The sequence below is a fragment of the Mediterraneibacter flintii genome (assembly GCF_055387595.1).
Genome location: NZ_AP031405.1, coordinates 1546501 through 1559732, shown reverse-complemented (window position 1 = coordinate 1559732; position 13232 = coordinate 1546501). Strand labels below are relative to the sequence as shown.

At 46.2% G+C, this 13232-nt stretch carries 12 protein-coding genes; all 12 read right to left on the bottom strand.

Annotation, left to right across the window (positions count from 1 at the left end):
* Positions 1-572: 572 nt before the first annotated feature.
* Positions 573-704: a hypothetical protein gene (locus ACZ5C4_RS07375; RefSeq protein ID WP_464520429.1), complete on the bottom strand. Its 132-nt coding sequence runs from the start codon at positions 702-704 to the stop codon at positions 573-575.
* A gap of 131 nt (positions 705-835) precedes the next feature.
* Entirely contained in the window at positions 836-1273 is a 438-nt protein-coding gene (locus ACZ5C4_RS07370) for a precorrin-2 dehydrogenase/sirohydrochlorin ferrochelatase family protein (protein WP_464520428.1), read from the bottom strand.
* A gap of 16 nt (positions 1274-1289) precedes the next feature.
* The gene (locus tag ACZ5C4_RS07365; protein WP_464520427.1) at positions 1290-1916 is read right to left on the bottom strand and encodes a precorrin-8X methylmutase; all 627 of its coding nucleotides are present in this window, start codon (positions 1914-1916) and stop codon (positions 1290-1292) included.
* A 31-nt stretch (positions 1917-1947) separates the two neighbouring features.
* Complete coding sequence (locus ACZ5C4_RS07360) at positions 1948-3000, bottom strand: bifunctional adenosylcobinamide kinase/adenosylcobinamide-phosphate guanylyltransferase (RefSeq protein ID WP_464520426.1); 1053 nt, start codon at positions 2998-3000, stop codon at positions 1948-1950.
* Between the two features lie 28 nt (positions 3001-3028).
* Positions 3029-4645 (bottom strand): peptide ABC transporter substrate-binding protein, encoded by a 1617-nt coding sequence (locus ACZ5C4_RS07355; RefSeq protein ID WP_464520425.1) that lies wholly within the window; start codon positions 4643-4645, stop codon positions 3029-3031.
* 10 nt (positions 4646-4655) lie between these two features.
* Positions 4656-6455 carry an ABC transporter ATP-binding protein gene (locus tag ACZ5C4_RS07350; protein ID WP_464520424.1) on the bottom strand — a complete coding sequence of 600 codons (1800 nt, stop codon included), beginning with the start codon at positions 6453-6455 and terminating at the stop codon, positions 4656-4658.
* Between the two features lie 7 nt (positions 6456-6462).
* Complete coding sequence (locus ACZ5C4_RS07345) at positions 6463-7287, bottom strand: ABC transporter permease (RefSeq protein ID WP_464520423.1); 825 nt, start codon at positions 7285-7287, stop codon at positions 6463-6465.
* Entirely contained in the window at positions 7275-8213 is a 939-nt protein-coding gene (locus ACZ5C4_RS07340; protein ID WP_464520422.1) for an ABC transporter permease, read from the bottom strand. The genes ACZ5C4_RS07345 and ACZ5C4_RS07340 overlap by 13 nt, the downstream gene beginning before the upstream one ends.
* Positions 8214-8222: 9 nt before the next feature.
* A complete protein-coding gene (gene cobA / locus ACZ5C4_RS07335; protein ID WP_464520421.1) occupies positions 8223-9770 on the bottom strand; it encodes a uroporphyrinogen-III C-methyltransferase in 1548 nt (515 codons plus the stop codon).
* Between the two features lie 3 nt (positions 9771-9773).
* Positions 9774-10664, bottom strand: a complete 891-nt coding sequence (gene hemC, locus ACZ5C4_RS07330; RefSeq protein WP_464520420.1) for a hydroxymethylbilane synthase — start codon at positions 10662-10664, stop codon at positions 9774-9776.
* Positions 10652-12166: a cobyric acid synthase gene (locus tag ACZ5C4_RS07325; protein WP_464520419.1), complete on the bottom strand. Its 1515-nt coding sequence runs from the start codon at positions 12164-12166 to the stop codon at positions 10652-10654. The genes hemC and ACZ5C4_RS07325 overlap by 13 nt, the downstream gene beginning before the upstream one ends.
* The gene (locus ACZ5C4_RS07320) at positions 12148-13224 is read right to left on the bottom strand and encodes a pyridoxal phosphate-dependent aminotransferase (protein WP_464520418.1); all 1077 of its coding nucleotides are present in this window, start codon (positions 13222-13224) and stop codon (positions 12148-12150) included. The genes ACZ5C4_RS07325 and ACZ5C4_RS07320 overlap by 19 nt, the downstream gene beginning before the upstream one ends.
* Positions 13225-13232: the final 8 nt, after the last annotated feature.

The window sequence follows — 13232 nt, the reverse complement described above, 5'->3', positions numbered from 1 at the left end:
CGAAATGAAGCATATGCGGAATTGAGCTGGCACTGCGGAAGCTGACGAAATGGTTCGCGCAAGAGGGAGTGTATTGCAACGTTCGTCAGGGCTTCGCCGAAATTCCTCACTTTTGTAACACACACCCTCCCTCGCTTACACTTTCGCCAGCTTAAGTTTATATTTTCAGACAAAAAAGAATCGACTTCACTCTGCTACACATTTCCAATCAGAAGTAAACAAATTTTTCTGATTGGGAACTCGTGGCAGCGTGAAGTCGATTTCTTTTTAATAAAATTTAACTAACAAAGTGCCTTCCGCATGGAGGGATAAAAACTTCTGGCTGGAAGTGACAGCAAAAAACACTGTGTCAGATAAGCAGGGCATTGACAAGGAGCGTTCCGAATACAGTTCGCCTGGTTCTTAGTGCAAAGCATCTGCGTGTTCCAATGGACACACAGATACTTTGTGCTTAGAACCACTCGAACGGATGAGGTAAAGCGGGTCCTGCCCTGCGTTCTGATACAGTGTTTTTTGCGTACCTTCTATTAAAATTTTTCTAACAGACAAGGAATGCATTTTGTCAGTTAAATTTATATTTTTCTCACTGGAACTCGCACTGGTACTGGTTCTTTTATGAGACCTGGAATCAGTCCGTTAATGATCTCTTTTAATTTTCTGCCGATTCCCTTATTTATGAAAATGTAATATCTTTCTATAGTCATATTAACCTCCTTAAGCCAACTGCTTTTTTTGTTCTTACTATTTCATTTTCCTGCTGTTGGTTGTATTCTAACAGAAGATGCTCTGACTGTCAGTGACTTTATCACTTATTTTATAATACTTTATATCACTTTTATAATTTTTCGATTTTCTTTCTGATTTCCTTTACTTTTCCCGGAGAAGTGCCGGAAGAATTAAGTCCGATAATAATGTCCTCTTTCTTGACAATGCTTGGAAAATAGAAGTCACATAATTCTTTTCGATCCGATACATTGACTAAAATCCCCCGTTTTTTACATGCTTTCCAGATATGAAAATTTACTTCTGGATTATCTGTCGCTGCCAGCACGATTTCTTTTTCTTCTAAATCAGACTCTCGAAATTCTCTGCGGCTTAAAATTACTTTTTCTTCTTTCTCCAGCTTGTCTATTGCAGGGCACACATCTGGAGCCACCACAAATATCTGCTCTGTAAACATCTGCAATGCCGCTATGCGACGCGCGGCAACCTTACCGGCTCCAACTACCAGTATCTTTTTTTCAGAAATATCAACAAATAATGGAAAATACACTTTTGATTCCCTCCCGCTACATATACAGCAGTGCGTTTACAATACATGCGGCAATATTGCTTCCGCCTTTTCTTCCTCTCGCTACAATATAAGGAATATCTGGCAGAGATAAAATCAGTTCCTTTGACTGTACTACATTGACAAACCCCACCGGAACGCCAATAATAAGCTGTGGCTTTACTTTCCCTTCCTGAATCAGCTCGTAGAGCCTCACCAATGCTGTCGGTGCATTTCCTATCGCAAAGATCAACGGTTTTGCAAGCTCTGCCGCCTTATCCATACTTATACTTGCCCGCGTTGTCCCGCTTTCCTTTGCCTTTTTCGCCACATCTTCATCTGACATAAAGCAATATACTTCTCCGCCGTATTCTGCCAATTTCTTCTTATTGATTCCTGCCTTTGCCATCTGTGTATCCGTAACGATACACGCGCCCTCATGTACTGCTCTAAGCGCCCTTTCCACTACTCCTTCTGAAAAGACCAGATTGTCGGCATACTCAAAATCTGCACTGGTGTGGATACACCGTTTTACAATCGCTTCTGTCTCGGGAAGTATTTTTTTCCCTCCCAATTCCTTTGTAATGATTTCAAAGCTCCGCTTTTCTATCTCTGACGGAAGAACCTTTTCTAATTCTGTTTTCATTGTCTATGCTCCTTTTTTCTCTTTTCTTTTGTTATTTTTCACCGCCTATAGCATCGGCGTGCTTATTTTCTGGCCCTTTCAGCCAGATTTTTCTTCCGCATATAACATAAAGAACTTCCTCTGCCCGTCTGGCAATACAGGTACAAATTCTGCCTGTCTGTTCTCTGTACAGCCTCTCAAACGCATCCACAGGGACAAGCCCGCACCCGACTATATCGCTTATAAGTACGAGTTTGGGATTCTTCTCTGCCAGGCTGCTAACAAATGTCTCTGCCTCTAGATCTGGATTCTCTTTCAGCCTGCGTCTTATGAAAGCCTCAAAATGATATATCCCCTGGCAACTGTATATTGCATCCATACTGCAAACTGCCCCGTCACACCATTCAATTTCCGGATATTCTTCCTGTGCAGCTTTTTGTTTCCCCTGGCACGATCCGCCGACGATCAGCTTCATCTGTATTGTCATCCTTTCTCTGGTATCTTTACTATTTCTTTTTGTGATTTGTTCTATTAACCTTGCCTCTGCCTTTACCGGAAATGGAATCCCATATACGACCTCTGCGATATACTCCGCCCGTTCTCCCATCCGGCAGTTGATTTCTCCTAACGCCTTTTTATAGTACTGCATTTCCTCTGTATATTTCTCCGCCTCAGAAAAAATTTCGTTTGTCACTACTACCAGATGTTCACACCATTTTTGAAGAACGCTGATTCCTTCCAGAATTTCCTGTACCGTCTGCTTTTTTGCCCCATTTTCCATGTATAACTCATTTGCTGCCAGATTCGACATACATTCTAAGAGGACGCATGTTTTTTTAGAACCGTCTCCTCGTTTTTCCTGCTCTTTCCTTACATTCTCCACCGTATTTTTCAGTCCCGTATAGCACTCTACGGTACAAAATCCTTTTCCGGCGCGCAGCGTTCTATGTCTCTGGATTTTCTTTTCTGTCTCCTCTCCAAAGGGAACCATGGTAGCAAAATAGTACATGATTCCTCCCCCGCTTTCCTTGCAAAGCGTTTGTATCAGATTCTCTGCATATTCTGATTTTCCGCTGCCGCTTCCTCCCGTAATAACACAAAACATACTGGTTTTTCCTTCTCCTCTGCCTTATTTACTCGGCTACATCCGCGTATCTGTATTCCAGTGCGCCGCTTGCAGGAATCTGTCGAATCCCTGTTATCCGCCTGCTTACCAGGTTACAGCTTTTCATCCCATACAGGGGGATAATATAGAACTGCTCTCCCACAGCATATTGCTCCGCTTCATGCAGCAGCTGGAACCGTTTGTTTACATCCAGTTCTATTTCTGATCGGCGGATAAGCGCGTCATATTTTTCATCTTGAATATGACTGCAATTATAGCTATTATTAGAAAGCAGCATAGACAGATACGTATATGGATCTGCGAAATCTGCCGTCCAGTTCATCCGGCACAGCTCAAAATCCTTTGCATGGCGATCCGCATAGTTGGTTTGAAGCTCCTGTGCTTTAAGCTCTATATCAATATTTAAGTTTTGCTTTAACTGCTCCTTAATGACCTGCGCTGTGTCCGAATCCATCTCCAAGGCAGGATACTTATAGGTCAGAACCGGAAATCCCTCTCCATCTGGATACCCTGCTTCGGCAAGCAGCTCCCTCGCCCGTTCTTTATTTTCCTGAAACGGCTGTTTGTCCTCCTCTACAAAATACGCCCCTGTATTTTTATTTACCATATAATTTGCGACCAGGTTATATGCCGGACTTACGTCCTTTCCTACAATCTTACATAACTCCTCCCTGTCAATCGCAAGATTGAGCGCCTCTCTTACCCGCACGTCATCTAAAGGCTCTACTTCCAGATTCAAATATATATATCTTGTAGCTATCAGTTCTGTCACCAGCAGATCTGGTTTTCCTTCATAGAGCTCCATGACAGCAGACTGTAACGATACAGCCACGTCTACCTCTTTCGTCTCATAAGCATTCGCCATAGACTGCTGGTCATCAAAAAAGCGGTAGATGATTGTGTCCAGATGAATTTCATCCGCATTCCAGTACTTCTCATTTTTTTTCAGTACAACATACTGCTTCGGCTCATACTCTGCAAGAAAAAACGGACCGTTTGTCAGACTGGTTTCTGGGTTTTTGTCCCAGCCGCTAAGCGCCGAATCTGCGTATTTTTCACAAGACGGCATATATACAGGCAGACGCAGTAAATCCAGAAAATATGCGCAGGGCTCTTCCAAATAAAACACCAGTGTATGTTCATCCGGAGTCTCTACACCCAGACTTTCATACGGCAGCTCCCCATTATAAATCTCTTCTGCATTTTGTATAGGGAACAGATAGCTCACATAGCCGCTGCCGTTCTTAGGGTCTAATGCACGCTTTATTGTATTTTTAAAATCCGCCGCAGTCACTGCACTTCCATCAGACCAGCATGCCTCTTCCCGTAAATGGAAAGTCCATATGGTTTTCTCTTCGTTGACTTCATAGGACTGTGCGGCACGATATTCTATATCTCCATTTTCGTCAAATGTCAGCAGCTCGTCCAAAGCGCTTACACTATAGGAAAGAAATGTCAGCGCAATAGAGCCGGCAGGATCCATAGAACCCGTATCACTTCCTATGGCGATTGTAATAGATTTTCCCTCTGCCGCAGGAGCTTTTTGTCTTTTTATACACCCTCCGGCAAAAACGGTACAGAAAATACAAATTACCAGTATAAATGCAACAAATCGTTTCCTCATTTTCTTCCTTTCAAATCTGTGATGTCATCGGCATGTCTGTATTGCCTTTCCTGTGTTCCCTAGAATATAAAAAGCACGCTACCTTTCTGCTGCCAAATTGATAGCGGGGCGGCGCTGCTTTCTCACAGCACTCCATCCGATAGCTGCACTGTCCCAGATAGGGACAGCCTTTATGTGTCTCCTCCTGCCGTTCCCGCAGCGGGGCGTATTTCTTCCGCCTCGCCTTTTTGGGATCTGGATCCGGCTTGCACTCCAAAAGCTGTTTTGTATAAGGGTGCCACGGATCTGTACATATTTCCTGTGTATTCCCACATTCCACCAGGTTTCCCAGATACATCACGCCTACATTCTGACTGATTTTCCCCACAACCTCCAAATCATGGGAGATAAACAGACAGGCTATCCTTGTTCTTCTCTGGATCTCTTTAAGAAGCCTTAAAATCTGTGTCTGGATAGAGACGTCCAACGCAGATACCGCCTCGTCACACACCAGAAGCTCTGGATTTCGTATCAGGGCGCGGGCAATACAGACACGCTGTCTTTGTCCGCCGGAAAATTCCTTTGGATACTTCCACATGTCCTCCTCTGCCAACCCGACATCCTTTAATATCTGCACTGCTCTTTCTTTTCTTTCCTCTGCCGTAAGTATCTGCCGTTTATCTGCCTTTAACGCCTCCGTAAGCGCCTTTCCTGCCGTCATTCTGGGATTCAGGGATTCACAAGTGTCCTGAAACACCATCTGAATTTTTTCCAGGTATTTTTTGCGCGCACTCTTTTTTAGCAAGTCTGTCCGAAATGACCTGTAATACATTTCTCCCGCATCCGGCCGTTTCTGTCCGGTAATGATTTCAGCCAGCGTACTTTTTCCACATCCGCTTTCTCCAATCAGACCAAAGGTCTCTCCTTCTCTGATCGCAAAAGAAATATTTTGTACCCCCTCTTTTTGTGCGGCTTTTCCCTGTATGAATCTGTTTGGATATAATTTTGTGACATTGGAAAGCTTCAGCAGCACTTCTTCTGTCTCTGTCGCATCTACCTTTATTCTCGTGCGCCTTGCATTTTTCAGAAGGTCTTTTGTATATGTCTTTTGTGGAGCATAGAAAATCTCCTCCACTGTTCCCTGCTCAATAAAGGTTCCCTCTTTCATCACATATACCCGTTCACACATGGAGGCGATTACCCCAAAATCATGGCTGACAAGCAGGACTGCCGCCTTCGTCTCCTTTGCAAGCCTTTTTAACAGCAGGATCATCTGTCCTTGTACAATGACATCCAGAGCCGTTGTCGGCTCATCTGCGATAATCAACTTTGGATTACAGGCGAGCGCAATGGCAGTTACCACCCTTTGCCGCATGCCTCCGGAAAGCTCGTGAGGATATTGGGACATGCGCTGCTTAGGCATACGAATGCCTGCCATCTCTAACAAATCACATACTCTCTGCTTTCTTTCCTTTTTGTTCCCTCCGCTGTGAATACGCACTGCCTGCTCAATCTGCTTTCCTATCTTCACTGTAGGATTTAAGTACGAAAAAGGATCCTGAAAAATCATTGCCATCTTCTTTTGTACCTTGTTCGGAGAAAAGGTTCCTTCCTCTCCCAGAAAGCAAAATCTGTCACAGGAGGCATCCGCCTCGTTCCCAAGCAATCCCATCAACGCGCGCATCGCCGTACTTTTCCCACATCCGGACTCTCCGATTACCCCCACAATCTCGCCTTCTCCTACATGGAAGCTAAGGTCTTTGACTGCTCTGATTTTCTTTCCATCTTTATGAAATTGTACATTTAAGTTGCCAACCTCCAGCAGACTCATCTTCTATTTACCTTTCTGTCTTTTCTCCATATACATTCTCCAGCCCTCGTCCAAACAGGCGCAAAGCCAGAATCAACAGACACAAAATACACATCGGATACAACATTTGATATGGATACAACTGAATCTGGCTCTTTGCCTCCTGGATCAGCACACCTAAGCTCGCCGATGGAGGGGCAATCCCAACTCCCAGAAAGCTTAAAAATGCCTCCGTAAAAACTGCCTGAGGAACTAAAAATGTCAGATTGACCAATATCGGCCCCGCCACATTAGGGAGCAGGTGTACGAAAAGAATACGAAACGGACGGATTCCCTCCATCTGTGCCGCCCGAATATACGCCTTTCCTTTTTCCCTGATAATCTCTCCTCTCACAATTCTTGCCATGTCAACCCATCCTGCCACACAGATACCGGCAATGATGCTTTCTACTCCAGCGCCCATAACAAGTGTAATCAAAATCACATACAAAAGAGACGGTATGGACGCTAAAATATCTGCTATGCGCATCAGAAGAAAGTCTGCCTTTCCTCCCACATATCCAGAAATACTCCCATACAGCAATCCGAAAGCTGCGTTTATGCCGGCGCCTGTCACTCCTACAAGCAGGCTGATACGCGCCGCATACCATACCCGCACAAAAATATCTCTTCCAAATTTATCCGTACCGAACAGATGCAGGCAGGAACTCCCCTGATTCCGGATATCCGCATTTATACCTGTGTACGTATAGGGGGAAAGCTCCGGCACCAGAAGCGCTGCCGCTATCCAGAGCAAAAGCAGCGCCGCCCCGTACAGCAAACATGGATTTTTTTTCTTTTTCAATCCCCCCACCTCTTTTCCAGATAGCTGTTTCTCACCCTGGGATCCAGCCATGCGCAGAGCAGATCTGTAAAAAGGTTCACTCCGATCACCACACTTCCCATGAAAATCGTCAATCCCATAATCAATGTATAGTCCCTGTTCATAACAGAACTGACAAATTCCCTGCCAAGCCCTGGAATGTTAAAGATACTCTCCACTGCAAAGCTGCCTGTCAGAAGAAAAGCGGACAGAGGCCCCAGATAATTCAAAACCGGTATCCAGGCATTTTTCAACACATGGAATACTGCTATTTGCCAGAACCCCATCCCTTTCGCCCTGGCAAGCACTACATACTCTTTTTTCATTTCTTCTGCAAACGTATTATATATCATCTCCGCCACTACCGCTGTCGGATAGAATGCAAGGGAGAGAACCGGAAGTACATAATGAGCCGGAGTAAACAATCCCGTCACAGGGAACCATTTTAAAGTCACTCCAAATACAAGCAGAAGCAAAAGCGCTGCCACAAAATTGGGAATTCCCGCACCGAGAAGGGTTCCTCCGGACAGCAGAATTCTGACTGTTTTTTTCTTTGACACCGCTTTCCAGATGCCAAGACCTGTTCCCGCCACTGCCGCCGTTATGACTGCCGCCGCCCCCAGAGATGCCGTCACAGGCGCTGCATTTCCGATAATACTTTCTACGGTGACTCCCTGCTGTTTATAAGAAACTCCAAGTCTGCCTTTTAAAAGATTTGTCATATATGTCCTGTACTGCTTCACAGGAGAATCCCTAAGTCCGTATTCTTCCTCCATCGCCTCTGTCACAGAGGCGGACACGTTTCCGTCCTCAAAAGGACTTCCCGGCATCATTCTGGTCAGAAAAAAGGTCACAGTCACCAGAACAAACAGGGAAATCATTCCCACTGCGATTCTCTTCATTGTATAGACTGCCATATGCACTCCTTATCTGATGCCGTACTTTTGCAAAATCAGCTTTTCCATCCCGTCCATAGAGGCTTCCAGGGCCACTTCTGTCTGCATGTGATAGTTTGCCGCTTCTTTTTCTGTCTGTTCGCCGATACACAGCGCATGTATCTGTGAGAGGGGAAATCCTTCCATCATCTGAGCAAACCCTCTTACTGTGGAAGCGCTTGTAAAAGCTACCGCGTCGATCTCTCCTCTTTTTAGCATCTCGGTCAGCTTCTCCTTCCATCTGCTTTCTCCCTCTGTACAAGTTCGGTACAATGCCACATCCTCCACCCAAATACCGGCTTTATACAGTGGAGGCAGTAGCATAGGAGAGCCTGCCTCTGCTCTTAAGATAGTAATATGACTATTCTTAGCCGCAGTTTCTGCAAGTATTCTTCCCAGCTCTTCTGCATTATATTTTTCCGGAACTAAATCTGCGAATATTCCTGCTTCTTCCAGCGCCGCCGCTGTCGCTGATCCAATCGCTGCCACTTTTATGACTGCCGAGCCTCCCAGCAGTTTTCGGATGTCTGTTTTTCTTCTGCGCAATCCGTCAAAAAATACAGATACCCCAATGGGGCTTGTAAAGACAAGCCATTGCTCGCCGCTTCGCTCTCCCAGACGCGCCAGCGCATCTTCCAACCTCGGATTCGGCAGAATTTCCTCTGTCCGAATCGACGGCATTTCAATTACCTGCGCGCCTAAATCCCGCAGACGCTTAGCCAGACGTGAGCTGTTCTGTCTTGGTCTGGTTGTCAGAAACTGTCTGCCTCCCAGCTTTCGTTTCGCCGTCCAGTCGAAGGCTTCAGAAAATGCGCAGACCTCTCCTACTATAATGATAGCCGGCGTCTGTATATCTTCCTCCTTTGCTTTCTCTTCAATATCCGAAAGAACAGAAATCACCTTTCTTTGTTTTGCCGTCGTCCCATTTTCCACCACTGCCGCCGGAGTGTCTTTTTTCATTCCTGCATCCAGAAGCCCTTTTGCAATCCAGCCAAGACGCGCCAATCCCATCAAAAATACAAGTGTGCCTCCCAGACGCGCCAGCGAAGGAAAATCGATCCGGATTTCTCCGTCTCTTTGTGCATGTCCGGTGATCACATGGAAAGACGAGGCACAGTCTCTATGTGTCACCGGAATTCCCGCATAGGCGGGAACTGCTGTACACGAAGTAACTCCAGGTACCACCTCGAATGGAATCTGTTCTTTTACAAGCAGTTCCACTTCTTCTCCTCCCCGTCCAAACACGAAGGGATCTCCGCCTTTTAACCGCAGAACTTTTTTCCCTTTTTTTGCCTCCTGTACCAGAATCCGGCTGATCTCTTCTTGCGGCACCGTATGATTTCCGGAGCGTTTTCCTACATGGATGAGCTCTTTTTGTTCAGGTATCTGTGTCAGAATCTCTGCACTAATCAATGCATCATAGACGATCACGTCCGCCTCTTTTATAAGCCGCGCTGTCTTTACAGTCAAAAGCTCCCTATCTCCCGGCCCTGCTCCTGCAATCCAGACCTTGCCTGCCTGTTCTCTATATCCAGACATCCTTTACGCCTCCTCTTTCATCTTTATGGCGAGATATTCTCCTAATGCTTCCGCCTCTTCTGCCTCTCCGACAATGGTATCTACTATATACTGCTGCGCGCCTTCCTCATAATAAAGCCCTCTTAACTTTAATGTAGTTCCTTTTATCTGTGCATACGCTGCCACAGGAGAAGTACAGCCTCCGTCCAGCGCTTTCACAAATGCACGTTCCGCCAGCGCTGCCGTTTTTGCTTCCGGATCGTCCAGCCCTTCCAGATACGGCCAGACCTCCCCTCTTCTTCCCTGTACAGCCAAAATTCCCTGCCCTGCCGCCGGGATCACTTCATCCACCTCAAAATATCTCTCAATGATTCCATGCATTCCCAGCCGGTGCAGTCCTGCTGCCGCGAGCACAGTTGCACTGTATTCCTCCTGCTCCAGCTTTGAAAGACGGGTCTGTACATTCCCGCGGATTCCATGAAAGACACAATTCGGGTACAGTTTTTTCAGCTGGAGGGAACGCCTTCTGCTGGAGGTACCGATCACCGCGCCTGTTTTTCTCGCCTCTTCCTCCGTTTTCCCCGGCTTTACGATCAGCACATCCCGCGGATCCTCCCGCTTCGTGTACGCGAGAATAGGAAGGCGCTCATCTGTCTCCATAGGCATATCCTTTAGGCTATGTACCGAAATATCAATCTCCCCGTTTAACAGCGCTCTGTCCAATTCTTTGACAAACAGCCCCTTTCCTCCGATTGTTTCCAGGCTCCTGTCTAAGATTTTATCTCCGGTTGTTTTCATTGTGATAATCTCTACTTTCACCTGTGGATGTAAGCGTTCTATCTGCCTTTTTACAATTTCTGCCTGCATCACTGCAAGCCTGCTCTGCCTGCTGCCAATTCGAATTACCGGTGACATGACATATCCTTTCCTTTCTCTATCATTTCATATATCGCACCCATATCCAGATCCTTCCGGATAATCTCTGCCAAAAGATCATACTGCTTCTCTTTATACTCCCTGCGATCTACCGCATGGACACTGTCCGGACTGTATCCCTTCTTTGTCAGCAGACAGGACACAAATCTGCCGCAGACATCTGCACTGTCAAAAATCCCATGTATATAACAGCCATACACACTTCCCGCCTGGGCGCCGTCCACATTTGCAGATTCCCCAAGCATAAGGAGGGGTTGTCCCCCTTCTTCTAAGACGGTTCTTCCCATATGGATTTCATAGCCTTCCAGGAAGGCCCCCTCCAGCCCTTTTAAGGCACCTGACATGGAAAGAAATGTTCCCTGTACCTGGGTTCGCGTCTTTTCCTTTTCAAACACCGTGTGCATGGGAAGCAGATCCATTCCTTTGACGGTTCCTTTTTTTTCTATCCCCTCTGGGTCGGATATCTGGCTTCCCAGCATTTGGTATCCACCGCAGATGCCGAAAACCACGCCTCCTTTTTTTACATACTGTAGGATCCTTGCCTCCATTCCGCTTTGGCGCAGCCAGAGCAGATCCTCTATCGTATTTTTGCTTCCCGGCAGAAGTACGGCGTCTGGATTTTTCAGTTCCTTCGGATCTGTTACATACCGGACAGACACCTCCTCCATACACTCTAAAGGCGCAAAATCCGTAAAGTTTGAAATCCGCGGCACACGTACAACCACAAGATCGATAAGTCCTGCCTTTTCCTTCTTTTCAAACCGGCTTGTAAGACTGTCCTCCTCATCAATATCCAGATGAAAATAAGGAATCACTCCGCGCACTGGAATTTGAATCCGTTCCTCCAGCATGAAAAGTCCTGGTTTCAAAATCTCCTTATCTCCGCGAAATTTGTTGATAACGATTCCCTTCACCCTTTTTCTCTCCTGCTCCTCAAGCAGTGCAATCGTCCCTACAATCTGGGCGAAAACACCGCCTCTGTCTATATCTCCCACAAGCAGAACAGGCGCATCAATCATTTCTGCCAGGCCCATATTCACAATATCCCCGCTTTTTAAGTTTATTTCGGCGGGACTTCCTGCTCCTTCCACGACAATCACATCAAACGCTTTTGCAAGCTGGCTGTACGCTTCCATAATATAAGGGATGAATTCTTTTTTCCTGCGGTAATATTCTGCGGCTGCCATCACTCCTTTTACTCTGCCGTTTAAAATCACCTGAGAGCCTGTGTCATTCGTAGGTTTTAAGAGGATCGGGTTCATCGCCGCCAAAGGAGAAATTCCTGCCGCTTCCGCCTGCATCACCTGTGCCCGCCCCATCTCCAGCCCTTCCTCTGTAATAAAAGAATTCAACGCCATATTCTGAGATTTAAAAGGCGCCACCTTGTAGCCATCCTGCATAAGCACTCTGCATAAGCCTCCCGCGAGAATACTCTTTCCCACATTCGACATTGTCCCCTGTATCATAATCGGTTTCGCCATGTTCCTGTTTCCTCCTGCCCTTTTTGGTAGATTTTCTTAAGCGCTGCCAAAAGTCTTTTATTTTCCTCATGCTGTTTGATGGCAATCCGGTAATATCCTTTCTCCAGCCCCCGATAATTCTGACAGTCGCGTATCAAAATGCTCTCCTCCTGAAGTAAAGAAAACAAATCATAGGGACTAAACAGCAGCATATAATTTGCCGCAGACGGAATGTATTCTATCCCTGCTTTTTCTAATTCCAGCTCCATCCAGTTTCTTTCCTGCTCTATAAAGGATCGCATTTTTACAGTGCGCTTCTTTTCCTTCAATGCGGCCACTCCCGCTGCCTGTGCAAGTACAGAAATATTCCAGGGCTGCATTCCCTCTTTCATTTTCTCCAGCAATGCCTTGTCTTTCGAAATCCCATATCCAAGCCGCAGTCCCGGGATTCCATATGTTTTTGTAAACGCCCCCAGCACAAACAGCATGTGGGAGTCCTCCTGACACAGTTTTTTCACGCTCTCCTCTGTCTTAGAATGAAATTCCATAAAGCAGGCGTCCAATACAAGCCGGATATGCAGACGCTCACAGGCGTCAAGTATCTGCCCAAGCAGCGTTTCTTCTATCACCCTGCCGACAGGATTCGACGGAGAACACAGAAATAGAATGTCCGTCTTGTCATCCAGCCTGTCTAAGAGCGCTTCTGTCACATCAAAATGCTGCTCCTTCTTTAAACCGAAATAGGTAATATCACATCCTACATTGTGAAGCGCACGTTCATACTCTCCAAAGGACGGAACCGGCAGCAGCGCTTTTTTGGGCCTCTCTGCCTGTACCAGAGAGAAGATAAGCTCCGCAGCGCCGTTTCCAAATATAAACCAGGAGGCCGGCATTTCTTTTTCCTCTGCTAATGCCCTCAGAAGCTTCCGGCAGCGGCTGTCCGGATATTTCGCAATCTCCGGCACTGCTCTTTGCACTGCGCAAAGCACCTCTTCGCTCGGGCCAAACGGATTGATATTGATCGAAAAGTCCAGCATATTCTCATATGTGTAAATATCTCCTCCATGCAGATATTCCATCCTTCTTC